This is a genomic window from Metabacillus sp. cB07, from assembly GCF_016839225.1.
Classification (GTDB): domain Bacteria; phylum Bacillota; class Bacilli; order Bacillales; family Bacillaceae; genus Bacillus_P; species Bacillus_P indicus.
Genome location: NZ_CP069296.1, coordinates 3232197 through 3248650 on the forward strand (window position 1 = coordinate 3232197; position 16454 = coordinate 3248650).

The 16454-nt window shown below is 44.0% G+C and carries 18 protein-coding genes; 4 read left to right on the forward strand and 14 right to left on the reverse strand.

Annotation, left to right across the window (positions count from 1 at the left end):
* Positions 1-37 precede the first annotated feature (37 nt).
* Both ytzI and JOJ89_RS16575 read left to right on the forward strand, forming a co-directional pair.
* Complete coding sequence (gene ytzI / locus JOJ89_RS16570) at positions 38-202, forward strand: YtzI protein (RefSeq protein ID WP_081414203.1); 165 nt, start codon at positions 38-40, stop codon at positions 200-202.
* 250 nt (positions 203-452) lie between these two features.
* Positions 453-1802 (forward strand): S8 family serine peptidase, encoded by a 1350-nt coding sequence (locus JOJ89_RS16575; protein WP_029278832.1) that lies wholly within the window; start codon positions 453-455, stop codon positions 1800-1802.
* A gap of 35 nt (positions 1803-1837) precedes the next feature.
* On the opposite strand, the gene JOJ89_RS16580 is transcribed toward JOJ89_RS16575, so the two are convergent.
* A complete protein-coding gene (locus JOJ89_RS16580; RefSeq protein WP_203288499.1) occupies positions 1838-2815 on the reverse strand; it encodes a TIGR03943 family putative permease subunit in 978 nt (325 codons plus the stop codon).
* Positions 2816-2827: 12 nt separating this feature from the next.
* Positions 2828-3835 (reverse strand): permease, encoded by a 1008-nt coding sequence (locus JOJ89_RS16585; protein WP_203288500.1) that lies wholly within the window; start codon positions 3833-3835, stop codon positions 2828-2830.
* Positions 3836-3990: 155 nt separating this feature from the next.
* Between JOJ89_RS16585 and JOJ89_RS16590 the strand changes: the two genes are divergently transcribed.
* Together JOJ89_RS16590 and folE2 are read left to right on the forward strand one after the other, a co-directional pair.
* Positions 3991-5148 (forward strand): FAD-dependent oxidoreductase, encoded by a 1158-nt coding sequence (locus tag JOJ89_RS16590; RefSeq protein ID WP_029566185.1) that lies wholly within the window; start codon positions 3991-3993, stop codon positions 5146-5148.
* Between the two features lie 84 nt (positions 5149-5232).
* Complete coding sequence (gene folE2, locus JOJ89_RS16595) at positions 5233-6135, forward strand: GTP cyclohydrolase FolE2 (protein ID WP_203288502.1); 903 nt, start codon at positions 5233-5235, stop codon at positions 6133-6135.
* 92 nt (positions 6136-6227) lie between these two features.
* Here folE2 and JOJ89_RS16600 read toward each other — a convergent pair whose 3' ends face one another.
* From JOJ89_RS16600 to JOJ89_RS16655, 12 genes are all read right to left on the reverse strand, one after another.
* Positions 6228-8009 (reverse strand): acyltransferase family protein, encoded by a 1782-nt coding sequence (locus JOJ89_RS16600; RefSeq protein ID WP_203288504.1) that lies wholly within the window; start codon positions 8007-8009, stop codon positions 6228-6230.
* A 315-nt stretch (positions 8010-8324) separates the two neighbouring features.
* Positions 8325-9194 carry a permease prefix domain 1-containing protein gene (locus tag JOJ89_RS16605; protein ID WP_203288506.1) on the reverse strand — a complete coding sequence of 290 codons (870 nt, stop codon included), beginning with the start codon at positions 9192-9194 and terminating at the stop codon, positions 8325-8327.
* Positions 9181-9531: a PadR family transcriptional regulator gene (locus tag JOJ89_RS16610; RefSeq protein WP_029278818.1), complete on the reverse strand. Its 351-nt coding sequence runs from the start codon at positions 9529-9531 to the stop codon at positions 9181-9183. Before JOJ89_RS16610 ends, JOJ89_RS16605 begins: the two co-directional genes overlap by 14 nt.
* Positions 9532-9672: 141 nt before the next feature.
* Positions 9673-10512 carry a DUF817 domain-containing protein gene (locus JOJ89_RS16615; protein ID WP_242524621.1) on the reverse strand — a complete coding sequence of 280 codons (840 nt, stop codon included), beginning with the start codon at positions 10510-10512 and terminating at the stop codon, positions 9673-9675.
* Entirely contained in the window at positions 10502-10720 is a 219-nt protein-coding gene (locus JOJ89_RS16620) for a helix-turn-helix domain-containing protein (protein WP_029278815.1), read from the reverse strand. Before JOJ89_RS16620 ends, JOJ89_RS16615 begins: the two co-directional genes overlap by 11 nt.
* 10 nt (positions 10721-10730) lie before the next feature.
* On the reverse strand, positions 10731-11213 hold the full coding sequence (locus tag JOJ89_RS16625; protein ID WP_203288510.1) for a DUF2975 domain-containing protein: 483 nt from the start codon (positions 11211-11213) through the stop codon (positions 10731-10733).
* 187 nt (positions 11214-11400) lie between these two features.
* Positions 11401-11670 (reverse strand): 30S ribosomal protein S14, encoded by a 270-nt coding sequence (gene rpsN / locus JOJ89_RS16630; protein WP_029278812.1) that lies wholly within the window; start codon positions 11668-11670, stop codon positions 11401-11403.
* A 65-nt stretch (positions 11671-11735) separates the two neighbouring features.
* The gene (locus JOJ89_RS16635) at positions 11736-12152 is read right to left on the reverse strand and encodes a hypothetical protein (protein ID WP_234703427.1); all 417 of its coding nucleotides are present in this window, start codon (positions 12150-12152) and stop codon (positions 11736-11738) included.
* A 74-nt stretch (positions 12153-12226) separates the two neighbouring features.
* Positions 12227-13528: an aldehyde dehydrogenase gene (locus JOJ89_RS16640; RefSeq protein WP_203288512.1), complete on the reverse strand. Its 1302-nt coding sequence runs from the start codon at positions 13526-13528 to the stop codon at positions 12227-12229.
* Between the two features lie 217 nt (positions 13529-13745).
* Positions 13746-14639 (reverse strand): formyltetrahydrofolate deformylase, encoded by an 894-nt coding sequence (purU, locus tag JOJ89_RS16645; RefSeq protein ID WP_203288514.1) that lies wholly within the window; start codon positions 14637-14639, stop codon positions 13746-13748.
* A gap of 51 nt (positions 14640-14690) precedes the next feature.
* Complete coding sequence (locus tag JOJ89_RS16650; RefSeq protein ID WP_203288516.1) at positions 14691-15449, reverse strand: ABC transporter ATP-binding protein; 759 nt, start codon at positions 15447-15449, stop codon at positions 14691-14693.
* Positions 15406-16440 (reverse strand): ABC transporter ATP-binding protein, encoded by a 1035-nt coding sequence (locus tag JOJ89_RS16655; protein WP_203288517.1) that lies wholly within the window; start codon positions 16438-16440, stop codon positions 15406-15408. The genes JOJ89_RS16650 and JOJ89_RS16655 overlap by 44 nt, the downstream gene beginning before the upstream one ends.
* Positions 16441-16454: the final 14 nt, after the last annotated feature.

Below are 16454 nucleotides of genomic sequence, written 5' to 3' on the forward strand. Positions count from 1 at the left end.
AAATCTGATACAATGTGGACATACAGGGGGGACCAGCATGTATGTAATCTTTGCGATATGCATTCTCATTATTCTAATTGTTCTTCTTTTAAGTGTTCTCACAACTTCCAAGGCATATAAATATGAGCACACAATTGATCCTCTTCAAAAAGAGGACAAACCACAAGAAAAAGAGCATATGACTAACGGTAAAGACGCCTGATACATAAAGGCGTCTTTTTGTGTATTTAGAACTATACTTTCGACACATTTTTCAATCGTCATTTATTATCACTCTTTTGCAGGAGAGAAAAATCCATTCTTTCTATTTAGTTATTGTAAAATCCTTTCATTTTTCCCATCGAAAGATAGATAACCCTGATAAAACCTGTCGAAAACGATCGAACAATAAAGAAAAAGGATCTAATTTTTATATTATAATGAAAATTAAGAAAATGAAGGGGGATACATACATGACATTGAAAAAAGGATTTATGGCAGGCGTATTAAGTACTGCACTTTGTGCTTCTGCAGTATTTGGAGGGGCCGCTGCAACAGGATCTGCCCAGGCTCCGGAAAAAAGCTATCTGGTCGTTTTCAAAAATGAAAACACTCTTCCATCAGGCTATCAGGAGCTGATTGCAAAAGCTGGAGGGAAAGTAAGCGACAAGCTTGAAAAGGTTGGTGCAGTGGAGGTTTCTTCTGCTAACCCGGACTTTTTGACAGCCATTAAAAAATCCTCCAGCGTGCAGGATGCAGGTGTCCAAAAGAAGCTTTACCCAGAATCACCTGTTGTTGAAGCAGCCTTTACGCCTGAAGCAGATGCAAGTGCAGATTTATATAATTCTCTGCAATGGGATATTAAACAAGTAACCAACAATGGCGAATCATGGACACTTCCAGGCGGAACAGGAAAATCCGTCGATGGGAATGATATCGTCGTAGGGGTCATCGACACAGGCATTGATTACACTCACCCGGATTTAAAAGACAATTATGCGTACGGGAAATCGTTCGTTCCAGGCTATCCAGATGCGATGGACCAGAACAGCCACGGTACACATGTTGCAGGATCAATTGCAGCAAAAGGCCGCACAATGGGTGTAGGTCCTGACTTGAAAGTAGCGGCTTACCGCGTATTTGGTCCAACAGGCGGAGCTGAAACAGCGCATATCGCAGAAGCGCTTATGACGGCTGCAGATGACAATGTGGATGTTGTCAACATGTCGCTTGGAGGCTACGACTGGTTCCAAAACCCTGAATATGCAACTAAAGACACTGTAGCAGACGTTAGACTTTTCAACAGAGCGATTCAATACGCCATCAAGAAGGGTGTAACGGTTGTCGGATCTGCAGGAAACAATGCTCTTGACATCAGCAGCCCAGGAAAGCTTTCCGGCGATGATAACGGCGCTACACACAGAAGTCCGAGCAGCCAGAGCATGATTCGCGTTTCTGCAGGCGGTCAGCTTAAAAACCTTGCTTTTTACTCGAATTACGGCGTTGGAAAAATTGATGTGATCGCTCCCGGCGGTGATTTAGGACCGAATTATGATCCAGCTACGGGCGCAGGAAGAGACAATACGTACCTGTGCTTAGCTACAATTCCTGGCGGAGGATACGGATACAAAGGAGGCACATCCATGGCTGCTCCAAAAGCCGCAGCACTTGCAGGTGTCATTATCGCGCAGCATGGAAAGGACAAGCTATCTCCTTCCCAAGTCAAACACATCGTCCAATCTTCTTCTGAAGATTTGTTCAAAAATGGATATGACGGCGCGGCAGGACACGGTTTAATCAATGCCGTTAACGCTTTAAAATAAGCACCAAAAAGAGCTGGGCAGCTGCCCAGCTCTTTTTAATATTCTTCATAGACATAAGGCTCTTTCGGCTGCTCAATCTTCTTGATTGACTGAATCTCGACACTCGGCAGCGTCCAGTCTTTAAACTTCACACTCTTTATTTTCCCGCTTACTTTTACCCATTCATCCTGTTCATATGTCTTTCCGTCTTCAATGGATGCAAGCGTTCCATACACAGAAGCATCCGCTACACAGCAGGATAGGCCAAACCTCGCGACAACAAACTGGTCTTCTTCAAATCCCTCTTCTCTGTAGACAAATCCGAGCATTTCCACTTCTTTGCCTTCAAACTTCTGAGGGTTTTTATCTAATATATTGGTCATGGCGATATAGTTTTTTTCTGTCAGGACGATTTTGTCCATTTTCAGCATTTTGGCTTCCAGCTCTTCGTAATAACCTTCAGGCGGTGCCTGAATCTGGAATCCGTCCGGATGCTCAAGTGGTGCGTCAGGACTTGATTCAGGCGGCTGTGATTTTTCCGCTACGCGTTCTTCTAGCTGCTTCATATACTCATCCGGATCCTGCAAGTACAAATCAGCGAGGTCTTTATCCATCTGAGCGTCTTCTTCTGATCCGGCCTGCTGCTCCTGAGACTGGGCCAGACCGTTTTTAAAGCCGCGCTTTGCAGCAATTGAGCTGTCAAGAACGGTGTCAGGAAAAACAAACCCTGTTACAACCGGAAAAATAAAAAATGAATAGATAACAAGCGACTGAATCGGCGAACTTTTTCCTGAATGATCAAAACCGCAGTTGCAGTAAAGTTCCTCCGCTTTTTTACTGCCGCTGCGCCAGATCTGAACAACACCAAGCAGCAAAAATGTAATGACAGCAAAATAGATAAACGGAAGCATCCGGGGGGCAATGAAATTCCGGATGTCACCAGTGACGATGAGTTTAAAAAGAAGCATCGTAAAGCCCATCAGGATAATGCCGCGCAAATATAAGTGAAAACGGTAATCTCTTTCCTTTTCCATTGGTTTTCCTCCTTACAGGATTACCTGCTGGTAAACCAGCACGGATAGATAAACAGCTGCTGTTACAATGGCAATAAAGGCAAAAACAAATTTTGCTCTGAAGAAAGCGAACAGCATGATTGTATTTTTCAAATCGATCATTGGTCCATAAACCAGAAATGCAAGCAGGGAGCCTGCAGTAAATGTTCCGCCGAAAGAGGCAGCCACAAACGCATCTGCTTCCGAACAGAGCGAAAGAATGTAGGCAAATGCCATCATAATTGCTGGAGACAGGAATTCACTTGAACCAAGATCCGTCAGCAGGGAGCGGTCAAGGAACGTCTGGAAGACACTTGCGATGAACGCACCCAGAATGAGGTATTTCCCCATTTCAAAAAACTCATCGCTTGCATGGAACAGTGTTTCTTTCCATTTGCTGACCCCATTTACTGGTTCAGAAGATACAGTTCTTCCAACAAGCTCCTCTCTCGTCCATTTCAGCTGATCTCGGTTTTTAAAAATCAAATAGACCGCGAGTCCGACTAAGATGGCGACGATAAAAGCAAGTCCCATGCGTCCGTACACAATTTCTTTTGATGACTGAAAGGCATAGTATGTAGACGCGAAGACGACAGGATTTAGTATCGGAGCAGAAACCAGGAATACAATTCCGATATGAAGCGGCATGCCTTTTTTTATTAACCGTCTCACAATCGGAACGATGGCACACTCGCAGACAGGAAAAATAATGCCCAGCAGTGCTGCAGGAAACAGGGCAATGACAGCATTTTTAGGAAGGTATTTTTGAATCATCTCTTCCGATACAAATGACTGAATTAAAGCAGAAACGAAAACCCCAAGCAGGATAAAGGGAATGGCTTCAAGCACTATGCTCAGGAAAATCGTGTTTAAGTTTAAGAACGATTTAGGTGCATCAATCTGGAAGCTTCCGAAATCTATGAATATAAAAAGATAAATAAACAACCCTATTAATGCAAGAGCAAGAGACTCCTTCACAATAGAAAACGCCGGTTTTTTCATCTCTAATCTCCAATCCTATTATTTCTCCTAGCATTATAGCATACGGGGCCAGTCCATAAATTATGCAATTTCATGACAAATCCCCCCTATTGTAAAATTCGTTGGAATTAGGTAAACTGATTAAATCGTAACAATTACGTTTTAGGAGTGGAATTATGTACGAATGGATCATTATCGGAGGCGGAGTCCAGGGAATGACAATGGCTTCTTTTCTTCTGCAAAGCAAGAAAACGGAGGCGGAAAAATTGAAGGTGATTGATCCCCACTCCAAGCCTCTTGAAAACTGGAGAAACTGTACTGAAGCGATATCTATGCCATTTTTGCGGTCTCCTTCTGTTCACCATATTGAGATGAATCCCTTTGGACTTGAGCGCTTTTCCAAACAGCAGGGACATCACGGTTTCTACGGCAGGTTTAAAAGACCTTCGCTGGAATTATTTAAAACACACTGCGATCACATATACCGGGAATTGAATCTTGAAAACTGCTGGATTCAGGGCCGTACAAAAACACTTAATAAAACAGGTGAACATTGGAAGGTTACCCTTGCAGACGGGAAAACGCTGATTTCTGAAAATGTGGTCCTGGCCATTGGAATTGGAGAACAGCCCCATTGGCCTGAATGGGCTGAAGCAGCGAAGAAGAATTTTGACCATATCTATCATGTTTTCGATAAGAATCTGAATCTTGGTAATCTGCCCGGTCCTGTTGTAGTCATCGGCGGCGGCATGACGGCAGCCCACTTATCTAATAAGCTTGCAGGGCTTTACCCGGGAGAAGTGACGATGCTGAAGCGCCATCCATTCAGAGTTAAACTCTTCGATAGTGATCCCGGATGGCTCGGACCGAAAAAGCAGCGTACATTCAGAATGAACGCTGACTACACAAGCAGACGCAATCACATAAAGTCAGCAAGGCACCGCGGCTCCATTACCAGGGATCTGCAAATAAAGCTCCATCATTTAAAAAAACGCGGCATGCTGGAATGGAAGGACTTTGAAGTTGAACAGGCGGAAGCAGAGGGGAAGACTCTAACCCTCAACGGAAAAGACGGCAGTCTCATTCAGGCGGGATCAGTCATTCTGGCAACCGGATTTATGCCTTCATTACCCGGAAAAGAGTGGATAAACCCCTTAATAGAACGTGAGAAATTAACATGCGCCGACTGCGGATATCCAATTGTAAATGAGCATCTGCAGTGGGACCGGGGACTGTATGTAACAGGTGCCCTCGCAGAACTGCAGGTAGGTCCAATTGCACGTAACATATCAGGTGCCCGGCAGGCTGCAGAACTGATTTTATCCGGCCTTTAACCACTATTGAGCATTTTTCATTGCCGTAATCTTTCATTGTACAGTATACTCTCTAGTATTGAGGCACTCGAGAGGAGATCATCTATGAAAAGAGAATTACAGTTACCGCCCAAAAAAGAGAGACACAGACTATTTGGGTCAGTAGAACCCGGCTTGAAAACAAAACCTGTTGAAAAGGACAAAATGCCGGATCTGCAAAATTCAAAAAAAGACTTTTTATTTCATATAAATGCTGTCGGCATCAGCAATGTAAAATATCCCGTTGTGATCCAATCTTCGCTGTCACCTGAACAGCAAACAACAGTGGCTGCATTTAAAATGACGTCATCCATCTCATATGAAGCAAAAGGAACCAACATGAGCCGTTTCACAGAACAGCTTGAGAAATACCGCTTAAACGGCGGTTTCACCATGTCCATCAATGAACTCTATGACTTTACGAAAGAGCTTGCTGAACGATTGAAACAAAAGGATGCTGAAATTGACGTGACCTTCCCATGGTTTTACGAGCGTAAAGGACCAAGCTCGGAACTTGCCGGCTTAAACCATGCCACTGCCGGCATGAAAATCCGCTATGAAGAAGGCAAAGGCTTCACAGCCAGTGCAAAGCTTACATGTGCAGTGACAACACTCTGCCCGTGCTCGAAGGAAATCAGTGAGTACAGCGCCCATAATCAGCGCGGATTTATCACAATGGAAGTAGAATTTGCAGAAGGCTATAACGAAGAGCGTGACTGGAAAGAGGCGCTTCTCGCTGCAGCTGAAACAAACGCAAGTGCCATGATCCACCCGGTCCTTAAACGTCCGGATGAAAAAATGGTCACAGAAACAGCGTATGAAAATCCCCGCTTCGTGGAAGACATGGTCCGCCTCGTTGCAGCAGACCTTTACGAGTTTGACTTTGTTTCAGCATTCCGCGTCGAATGCCGGAACGAAGAATCCATTCATCTGCATGATGCCATTGCAGAATTGTCGTACCGGAAATAAATATGCAGCTTGAGATGCCTGATAATGGGCATCTCTTTTTTATGCACATAAAAAAGGCTGTTCATCCGCAGTCGAATGAACAGCCTTCTCTTCTATTTTTCTTTATTGATTGATTCAGAGATCAGATCTGTCAAAGCCTCCGCACCTGTTTTCCCGAGATGCACTCCGTCATCTCCAAAATATTCAGGATGATCAATGGATTCTGAATACCAGTCAATCAGTGTAACATTTTCGTTTTGCTCCGCTTTTTCCTCAAGTAAACGGTTGACACTGCTTTCCCATTCTTTCGGCACCCGGGTGTTCACCAGATAGACGTCGGCTTCTGAGAATGAATCGAGCAGTTCCTGCAGCTGGTTCTCCGGGAAGTATCCGTTGGTTCCGAGATGAATGACAACCGCTTTATTCTGCTCATTGTATTCATCATATTCAGGAGCAAGGCTGACCGCCTGGCGCATCTGCCTGCCAATCTCAGCATCTATCGTAATGCCAGGATACTCTTCTTGAAGATTTGAAGCTATATCAATCATAACAGAATCACCTATGGCGAGGACTTCCTTATCAGATGGGTCCTCTGCCTTCGGCTCCTCTTTTTCTGAAGAATCGTCATTCTGTGATTTCTCCTGCTTATCACTGATTTTGACCTGCTTAGGAGAAGAGTGCATTTCTTTTTTCTCCCCTTCAACAATCCCAAGTGCTCCAGCGGCAAAGAAAACAAATAGAACAGAAACGACAAGTGACGCGGCTTTCCTTGATAGAGAAAAGTCTGTCCAGGTCAGCTTGATAAATCCCCTGAAGCCCTCTCTTCTTACAGGTACTTCTATCAGCCGGTATGAAAGCTCTGCGATGACCAGGATCAGCAGAAGCTGCAGCCCGACTCTCCAGTAAACCGGATTTCCGATTTCATGGACGGGCGTGCCAAGCACAATGACAGGGTAATGCCACAGGTAAATGCCGTATGACCGCGTCCCGATCCAGCGCAGGGGTTTAAAAGAGAGAATCTTCCCCAAATAGCTGACAGGATGACTGACGGCTCCAATCAGAACGGCTGCGTTAAGACAGATTAAAAACATTCCGCCTCTGTACAAAAACGGCTGATATTCAGTGACAAAATGAAAGCAGGCAAGGAGAATTCCAAAAGCGGCGAAACTGATGACATTCAGAGACACCTTATGTCCAATTGGCACCCTGCCTGAAGACAAACGCTTCATTGGCCATACAAGAGCCAGGACACAGCCTGCAAGAAGCTCAAATGCCCTCGTATCGGTTCCATAATAGACGCGGCTCGGATCTGTTCCGTCCTGAAAGAGAACAGCCATCAGAACCGCTGAGCAAACAGCTAAACCCGCTATGGCAGCCGCCAGTTTCAGCCGCTTTTTAAAGACAAACAGACCGGCTGCAAGCAAGATTGGCCAAATGATATAAAACTGTTCTTCTATGGCAAGCGACCACAGGTTTTTAAAAGGTGACGGCGATCCAAATTGATCAAAGTAAGAAAGATCATTAAAAATGTACCACCAGTTGCTGACGTAGAACAGGGACGAAACGGCATCACCGCGAAGCGTGCCCATAAGCTCTCTGTCAAAAAACATCACCCATACAAACGTTGCCGTAATCATAACGAAAGCGGCAGGAAGCAGCCGTCTTAACCTTCCTGTCCAAAATGCAGCAAAGTTCAGCTGCAGCGTCTCTCCTTTTTCCGGGAGGATCATAGATGTAATTAAATAACCTGATAAAACAAAGAAAACATCAACCCCCAAAAATCCTCCCTTTGCAAAACCAAGATGAAAATGATAGGCAATGACCGTCATGACGGCAATTGCCCGAAGTCCATCCAGTGCAGGGATGTAGCGGCGGTTATCCGTTTGGCGAAACATGATTAACTCCTCCAATATTCTGCTGAAACCTCTAGTTGTTTCTTATTCTATGTATCTTTTATTTTCATTCAGATGCTCTCTGATTGTTCGCTTCTGTGAATCTGACTTCTATCCTCCCTTTTCCACTGCAAGAAGTTATTTCATATTTTAATTGTTCCATTTTAACAGAAGGAAATTTAAACAATCAATGATCTTTACGCAACGAATAACGTTTTTTAATCATACTGACACAAATCGGGTGAAAGGATCTATGAAATGACGTTTTTTTACAGGAAAACAGCACCTGTCCTTTAAGGATAAGTGCTGTTCACGCAATCAGCTTATAGTTTCCTGCAATCGTTTCGTATGACGCCCTAAAGATGCCCAGAGAGCCCAAAGGATGATTGCAATAGTAAAGAAAAAGAGAGGAAACTTATAAAAATCAAGCAGTGATGGACCATAATTCTCCATCTGCAGCTGTTTTTCAATCACAGATTCATAGGAAGTTTTATATTCATATTGGACAATCCATTTGTCATTCGCTTTGACTACCGTTCCGTAATCATAATCGCTCGGTTTAATTTCCGCCTTATCCTCGATTGTGCCCTCACTGCCTATTACCGCCGCTGCCCGCTCATAGTCAATTGGAAAATGATTGACCGGCTCTTGCAGCGCCTGCATGTTTTCCTGCAGCCAGTCCTCTAATCCTTTAACTGGAAAGACAGCAATGAGATTCAGTCTATTCTCATACTTATCGTAAACTCCCGTCAGTTTTTCCTCATCTGCCGGTGATAGTTCACTTGAATTTTGTATAACTTCATACACATCTTCCATCATTCTTTCTTTATCTTCTCCCACGAAATCCATCTGCTTTAATTCGTTATTAAACTCATTTTGTTCCATAATTGAAAATACGAGAAAGATACATCCAAGCACAAAAGCAAGTACAGCAATTGTTTTTAAATAGCGGAGAAATGTTTTCTGAACGTGAAAAAACTCCGATAATCCTTTCACAATGTGCTGCTTTCCTCCAAAATTTTCGATTGCTATACGGACAGCAGCATCTTCCGAATGTCCTTCTGCTTTCAGCTCTTGCACACTTTCCATTAAGTGCGACCGCATTTCCTGCATCAGATCTTCAATCTCCTGTCTGTTGCCTGAAACATCCTTATAAATTGAAGTAACATATTTTTCAATTTGCTTCATATGAATCCTGCCCTCCCAGAAATGAATCCATCATTTTTTTAACAAAATCCCACTCTTTTCGCTTATCTTCAAAACCATCAAGCCCCAATTGTGTCAGCTTATAATATTTGCGCCTTCCTCCCGGACCCTGTTCTTCGCCCCAGTAAGATGAAATCCACTTGTTTTTTTCCAGCCTCTTCAAGGATAAATAGAGGGTAGCTTCCTTTAATTCAAACTGATTATCGCTTTTTTCCCGCACCATTTTTGCCAGCTCATAGCCGTACATATCCCGGTTTTTAAGTAATGACAAAAGTATCGTATCAATATGGCCCTTTAAAACCTCTTTATTAATTTCCATTTATAAACACCTCTTACATATAATATAAAATTTATTACCTAATAATGCAAGGTATTATTATAAAAAAATACATTGCAATAAATGTTACTTTTTCAGCAAAAAAAAGCGTCTACCCTAATGGAGTAAACACCAGTTATATGTTTATTTTTTGCTCATACTCTCGTACGTTTTCCCTTTTACCTGCTTCAGCACGGCCACAATCAGAAAGCTGACGATCACAAGCAGCAGCCATGAACTGACCTTTCCTAAATGAACAAGGCTCCATGCTTCCGTTTGATTGGGATACTTCCAGGCCCCAAAATAGGTGGCAATATTCTCGGCAATCCAAATGAAAAAGCCGATCAGCACAAAGGATAGAGCAAGCGGCATGCGGTACCGGGATCCGTTCACCTCATAAGAAACCCAGGACTGCCAGAAAACTAGAATGACCAGTCCGGACAGCCACCACCTGACGTCAATCCAGAAGTGGTGAGTGAAAAAATTCAAATAGACGGCAGCTGCAAGCGGCACGACTGCCCAAAGCGAGGGCCATTTTATCAGCTCCACTTCAAGGCGCCTCCAAGCCTGGCATAAGTAGCTCGCTACACTTGCGTACATAAATCCGCTGTACAGCGGAACGCCAAAAACCTTGGAATACCCTTCCTCAGGGTATGACCAGGAGCCCATATGCACCTTGAAAAGTTCAAGGGCAAGCCCGATGATATGAAACAGGGTAATGACTTTCAGTTCATCCTTTGTTTCAAGCCCTGACCTCAGCATCAGCCACTGCATGAGAAGACAAATCAAAAGCAGCCAGTCGTATCTTGGAAGAAACGGAAGAGGGATAACCTGTGTCAATGCAAGGGAAGCAAAGATGACAACAGGAAACAAACAGGACAGAGCCTGCTGCCATCCAAAATGAAAGAGCTGTACGATTGCTCTTGAGATGAAGGCTCCAAGCGGATTTTCCCGCGGTTGAACTGCCTCCTGCTTACTCGCCATCTTCATCACTCCGGTATTCCAGGATATCTCCCGGCTGACAGTCGAGCGCCTTGCAGATCCCCTCCAAAGTGGAGAGCCTTACAGCTTTTGCCTTGCCGTTTTTTAAAATCGAAAGGTTTGCCATTGTAATGCCTACTCTTTCTGAAAGTTCAGTTACGCTCATTTTTCTTTTGGCCAGCATGACATCAATATTTATAATTATCGCCATATTATTCACCTCAGACCGTTAAATCATTTTCTGATTTGATATCAATCGCTTCTTTTAACAGCTTCTGCAGGACAGCAGCAAAGACCGCAACTACAAAGGATGTAAAGATCATGACCATTCCGATTAGAATGATGCCCGGTGCATCGTCCCTTTCCGCCATGAGGTAAAAGATCGGCAGACCAAACACATACAAGGCACTGAAACTAAAAGCGCAGTATTTGATTTTCTTTAAAGCTTCGACGGCATAATCCGAAAAAGCCTGGTTTCTATCGATTAAATTTAAAAGATGAAACGATTGATAAAGGGCAAAGTAAAACGGAATAGCCGTCGCATACAAGTCGATGAAAACGAGATATTTGAGAAAAGTCTGTTCAGGATACAATTCTGCTGCAAAATTTCCGATTTCAGGTATGACAAATATGCACAAAGCAATAACAGGAAGACCAATCAGGATGATCGCTGTCTTTAAAAAGAGCGTTGTTCCCCGTTTCATAAAAAGCACCTCGCATAGATATTTTCAATTAAACTGTACCATGCTATTTATTGTTTTACAATAAAATTTTATTCATTTAAGATGTTCATTTATTGAAAATAGATACTTATAGACATAAAAAAAGCATACCAGGGCAAATGGCATGCTTCAGTCACATCTTGGCAGAGTATGTTTTCCTTCTTTTGTCTTACCAGCTTGATTTTTTCACACCGGGAAGCTGGCCTTTGTGAGCAAGCTCACGGAATGCAATTCTTGAAAGCTTAAATTTACGAAGATACCCTCTAGGTCTGCCTGTTACCTCGCAGCGGTTTTTCAGGCGTGTAGGGGAAGAATCACGCGGCAGCCTGCGCAGTGCCTCAATGTCGCCGCTTTCCTTTAATTCTGCACGTAATTCCCTGTATTTTTCAACAAGCTCCTGACGCTTTTTTTCTTTTGCCACTTTTGATTTTTTGGCCATGAACGTTCATCCTTTCTTTTTCTTCGTAATGATTACGATTTAAAAATCATACTGTTTCCGCACATTTATGCTAGAAAGAGAAAATGCTTTTTGTTGTTTTCTGATCCATTGCCCATTCGCTCTGTACAGTCGATCCATTTATAAGTGTTCAGTTTTTGTTCTAGCTTTTTGTTGATTTCAGCTTCTGTTTCCTTCATCAGCCGGTAAATTTCTTCAGCACTTATATTGAACCTGCCGGCTGCTTCATGATAGGGCGACACTTTTACGAGCATGGTCAAAAATTGTTCTTTTGTTTCGCATTGAGACGCAAGTTCATCCTCTCTGCTCTCTATATATTGATAAACTGATCTTTTCGTCTCGGATAGACCTGCAATGATTCCCTTTGCAAGGACGTTCATTCCTTTTTCATTCAATCTCAGCACCCCGATTTCGATGAGAGTTAATACAAATCGTAATAAATACGATTTATAATCATTATACATTTTCTGTACCTAAATGAAAAGCCTGCAGCGGAAAATGTTTTCTCACTGCAGGCTTGAGGCATCATCTATTAACCTTACTTAAAGGAGCGTTTAAGAATACTCTTAGAATGTGTAAACGTATCAAAGCTCGCTTTGCCGTGGTAAGCGCCCATGCCGCTGTCTCCAACACCGCCGAACGGGAGGTAATGAGACGTCATGTGGCTGATGGTATCGTTGATTGCACCGCCGCCGAATGACAGGTTATGCAGCACTTCGTTTTGGATGTTCTCGTTCTCAGAGAAAAGGTACAAGGCAAGCGGCTTAGGACGTTCGGTGATGACATCGATGGCTTGCTGCAAGTCATCGTATTCTAGCACAGGCAGGATTGGCCCAAAGATCTCATCCTGCATCACAGGGTCATCCCATGAAACATTGTCAAGGATTGTCGGTTCAATGAATAAACGTGATTTGTCGGATTTTCCTCCTGCAACTGCGTTTCCGCTTTCCAGGAATGCATGCAGCCGGTCAAAGTGTCTTTCACTCACCACATGCGGGTACTCATCTCCCGCCACATTTTCACCGTATGTCTTTGTAATGGCTTCTTTCAGCTTGGCTATCAGCTGATTTTTCACTTCTCTCTTTACCAAGATATAATCGGGTGCCACGCACGTTTGGCCGGCATTCATGAATTTCCCCCCGGCAATTCGTGCAGCCGCCTGATCGAAATCAGCATCGTCGTGAACAATCGCCGGACTTTTCCCGCCCAGTTCAAGCGTAACAGGTGTCAAATGCTCAGCAGCAGCTTTTGCGACAATCTTCCCTACTGGTGTACTGCCGGTAAAGAAAATATAGTCAAATTTCTCTTTCAGCAGAGCTGTACTGGTTTCGACTTCCCCTTCAACAACACGCAAATATTCCTCCGGGAAGTTGTCATTAATCAGCTTTGCCAAAAGCCCTGATGTGCGTGGTGTGAGCTCAGAAGGTTTCAGCACCGCACAGTTCCCGGCTGCTATCGCGCCAGCAAGCGGATTAACGGCAAGCTGGAACGGGTAGTTCCAAGGGGCAATGATAAGGGCTGAACCATACGGCTCTGATAAGATAAAGCTTTCTGCCCCTTCATGTGTAGTCGGCGTATCTGTTTTCTTCGGTGCAGACCAAGAGATTAAATTCTCGGCCATAAAATCTATTTCACTCAAAACAAGGCTTATCTCTGCGCGCTTCGCTTCAACTTCAGGTTTATTCAAATCAGCTTTCAGGGCGTCAAGAATCTCCTGTTCATTGCTTATGATAAGCTCTTTCAGTTTAGTCAGCGTCTGGATCCGGAACTGAACATCCTTCGTTTTCCCGCTTCGGAAAAATGACTTTTGTTTTGCTGCAAGTTCTTGATAGTTTTCCATATCGCATTCTCCTTCATGGGTCTATTTTTTTAACCATTCTTTCTTTAATAGCTCTGCAAAACAGAGATATAAGCTGTATAGAAGTTAACGCAGACAACGATACTCCTCTTGGAGAATGGGGTCAATTACTTTGCTCAGGACCTGGTACCTATAAATCAATGCGAAAACAGCAAAAAAAAGAGACCAGTCTGCATTCGACTGATCTTTTTTTGGGTTTTTAAGGAAATACCACCGTTTTATTTTCATAAACGAGTACCTTATCATCCAGATGCCACCCGACGGCGCGTGACAGCACAAGCTTTTCAACGTCTCTTCCAACCCGTTTCAGATCCTTAATCTGATATCTGTGGCTTACCCGCTCAACATCCTGCTCAATGATTGGACCCTGGTCAAGCTCTTCTGTTACATAATGGGCGGTTGCCCCGATAATTTTCACGCCGCGGTCATAGGCTTGATTATAAGGTTTGCCTCCAACAAAGGCAGGCAGGAATGAATGATGAATGTTAATAATCCGGTTCTTAAAACGTTCAATCATAACAGGGGGAATAATCTGCATGTATCTCGCCAGAACAATGGTATCCACACCTGCTTCTTCCAAAAGTTCAAGATGTGTTTTTGCCGCCGCTTCTCTTGTTTCCTTCGTTGCCTGCACATGATGATACGGAATGCCGAACGGCTCAACAATTTCCCGCATTTCATTATGGTTGCTGACGATCATGGCTATTTCTGCAGAAAGTTCGCCGAGGCGGTACCGCTGCAGCAGATCCTGAAGACAATGATCTTCTTTTGAAACAAAGATGGCGATTTTCTTTTTATCACTCGCGCAGGACATCCGCCATTTCATTTGAAACGCCGCTGCCGTCTGCTCAAACCGGTTTCTGAGTTCATGAATCATATCTTCAATGCCATGAAGCTGAAATTCGATTCTCATAAAAAAAAGACCGCCGACCGGATCGGTAGAATGCTGATCTGAGTGAATAATGTTTGCTCCTTCATCAGCTAAAAAACGTGATACTGCTGCAACAATTCCCGGGCGGTCCTCACATGAAATCAATAATCTTCCTATCACACTGAATCCTCCTCGGCCCGCATGTATTCTCTGTACGGACATATGTATAATCAATGTGAACAGTATAACGAATCGACCGATTTTAAGCAACGCCTAGTAACCAGCATCCGCAAGCTGCTTCGTATATGGATGGCGTTTGTCCTCAAAGAGCTCTGCTGAAGAAAAGACATCAAGCAGATTTCCATCCTTCAGCACGCAGATTTGATCGCACATAAACCGGACGGCAGCGATGTCGTGTGATATGAACAAAAAGGACATGCCAAGCTCTTCCTTCAGCTCCTTGAGCAGGTTCAATATTTGCGCCTGGACAGATACATCAAGGCTTGATGTTGGCTCATCCAAAATGAGGAGTTTCGGTTCAATGCTGATTGCCCGGGCGATGGCCGCGCGCTGTCTCTGTCCACCGCTGAGCTGATGAGGGTAACAACCCAAGTGCCTGTCGCTTAAGCCAACTTTTTTTAAAAGGTGGAGCGCCATTTTTTTCCTGTCCGCTTTTTCGTCCAATAAATAAGCAGGAATAGCTTCCGGATAATTTTCAAGCGGCTCTGCGACCGTTTTCCAAATAGGCAGCTTGGGGTTTAGTGAAGCATGAGAATCCTGAAACACAACCCCAATGTGGCGCCTTATTTTCTTCAGAGCTTTTCCCTTTTGTTCCCTCAGCACAATTCCGTTTATCGTGATTTCTCCGCTATCAGCAGAATCAAGTCCGACTATCAGCTTTGCAAGCGTACTTTTGCCGCTCCCGCTTTCGCCAATCAGCCCGAGGCACTCCCCTTCCTTTACAGTGAGGGAAACGTCTGAAAGAATGTTATGATCTTTGTAAGACTTTGAGATTTGGCTGACTGTCAGCATCTGTCTTCTCTCCTCTCATGTCCGCATGGCAAGCGGACCAATGATGAACATTCTTTTCCTGAAATGCAGGAAATGTCCTGCACTCCGGTATTACGAGCGGGCAGCGAAGGGCAAACGGACAACCGGTTTCAGCCGAGAGACCCGGCTCGCCATCAATACTCGGCAATCTTCTGGGTACACTTCCCTCAAGTTTAGGCTGTGTGCTTAATAAAAGTTTCGTATAAGGGTGCGCGGGATCTGTAGCGATCATCTCTGTTGGGCCATGCTCAACAATTCTCCCGCCGTACATGATCATCATCTTGTCTGTCCGTTTCAGCAAATGATTTAGATTATGCGAGATAAGGAGCACGGCACAGTCTATTTCTCTTTGAAGATCAGCAAGCAGCTGAAGAATCGATTCACCAGTCAAAACATCAAGAGCCGTTGTCGGCTCGTCTGCAATGATCAGGGAAGGCTTCATCATCAGGGATGCTGCAAGCGCTGCTCTCTGCAGCTGTCCTCCGCTGAGCTGATGCGGATAGCTATTAAACGTCCTTTCTGCAGGAAGCCTCACCCGCTCCAGCCAGTAAAGAACCTCCTGTTCAGCGTTCGATTTCCTTACTTGACGGTGAGATTTAATCGCTTCGACAAGCTGCCTGCCAATTTTAAGGAAAGGCGTAAAACTTCCTTGATAGTTTTGGAAAATGTACGTTACATCTTTTCCTCTTATCTTCTGCATTTCTTTTTCTTTCATGGCTGTTAATTCATTTCCGGAAAAAAGGATGCTCCCTTTTGATATACGGGCAGACGGCGGCAGCAGACCCAGTATAGCTGCTGCTGTCATACTTTTCCCGCTGCCGCTTTCTCCTGCAAGTCCAATCATTTCTCCTGCCTTGATCTTGAGATTAAGATTTTTTACAAGGATTCTGCTCTCATGTTTATTCGCTAGTGTAATGGAAACGTTGCTTACGGTTAAGACTGTCTTATCATTCTTTGCATTCTTTGCATTCAATGCTCTTTTCACCT

What these genes read in the sequence shown, in the direction of transcription:
- JOJ89_RS16625 (WP_203288510.1), bottom strand. Translation starts at nt 11,213, where the DNA reads ATGAAACGGGGAACAACGCTCTTTTTAAAGACAGCGATCATCCTGATT.
- ytzI (WP_081414203.1), top strand. Translation starts at nt 38, where the DNA reads ATGTATGTAATCTTTGCGATATGCATTCTCATTATTCTAATTGTTCTT.
- JOJ89_RS16650 (WP_203288516.1), bottom strand. Translation starts at nt 15,449, where the DNA reads ATGCTGACAGTCAGCCAAATCTCAAAGTCTTACAAAGATCATAACATT.
- rpsN (WP_029278812.1), bottom strand. Translation starts at nt 11,670, where the DNA reads ATGGCCAAAAAATCAAAAGTGGCAAAAGAAAAAAAGCGTCAGGAGCTT.
- JOJ89_RS16575 (WP_029278832.1), top strand. Translation starts at nt 453, where the DNA reads ATGACATTGAAAAAAGGATTTATGGCAGGCGTATTAAGTACTGCACTT.
- purU (WP_203288514.1), bottom strand. Translation starts at nt 14,639, where the DNA reads ATGTCCGTACAGAGAATACATGCGGGCCGAGGAGGATTCAGTGTGATA.
- JOJ89_RS16635 (WP_234703427.1), bottom strand. Translation starts at nt 12,152, where the DNA reads ATGTATAATGATTATAAATCGTATTTATTACGATTTGTATTAACTCTC.
- JOJ89_RS16580 (WP_203288499.1), bottom strand. Translation starts at nt 2,815, where the DNA reads ATGGAAAAGGAAAGAGATTACCGTTTTCACTTATATTTGCGCGGCATT.
- JOJ89_RS16610 (WP_029278818.1), bottom strand. Translation starts at nt 9,531, where the DNA reads ATGGAAATTAATAAAGAGGTTTTAAAGGGCCATATTGATACGATACTT.
- JOJ89_RS16640 (WP_203288512.1), bottom strand. Translation starts at nt 13,528, where the DNA reads ATGGAAAACTATCAAGAACTTGCAGCAAAACAAAAGTCATTTTTCCGA.
- JOJ89_RS16590 (WP_029566185.1), top strand. Translation starts at nt 3,991, where the DNA reads ATGTACGAATGGATCATTATCGGAGGCGGAGTCCAGGGAATGACAATG.
- JOJ89_RS16620 (WP_029278815.1), bottom strand. Translation starts at nt 10,720, where the DNA reads ATGGCGATAATTATAAATATTGATGTCATGCTGGCCAAAAGAAAAATG.
- JOJ89_RS16600 (WP_203288504.1), bottom strand. Translation starts at nt 8,009, where the DNA reads ATGTTTCGCCAAACGGATAACCGCCGCTACATCCCTGCACTGGATGGA.
- JOJ89_RS16605 (WP_203288506.1), bottom strand. Translation starts at nt 9,194, where the DNA reads ATGAAGCAAATTGAAAAATATGTTACTTCAATTTATAAGGATGTTTCA.
- folE2 (WP_203288502.1), top strand. Translation starts at nt 5,233, where the DNA reads ATGAAAAGAGAATTACAGTTACCGCCCAAAAAAGAGAGACACAGACTA.
- JOJ89_RS16615 (WP_242524621.1), bottom strand. Translation starts at nt 10,512, where the DNA reads ATGGCGAGTAAGCAGGAGGCAGTTCAACCGCGGGAAAATCCGCTTGGA.
- JOJ89_RS16585 (WP_203288500.1), bottom strand. Translation starts at nt 3,835, where the DNA reads ATGAAAAAACCGGCGTTTTCTATTGTGAAGGAGTCTCTTGCTCTTGCA.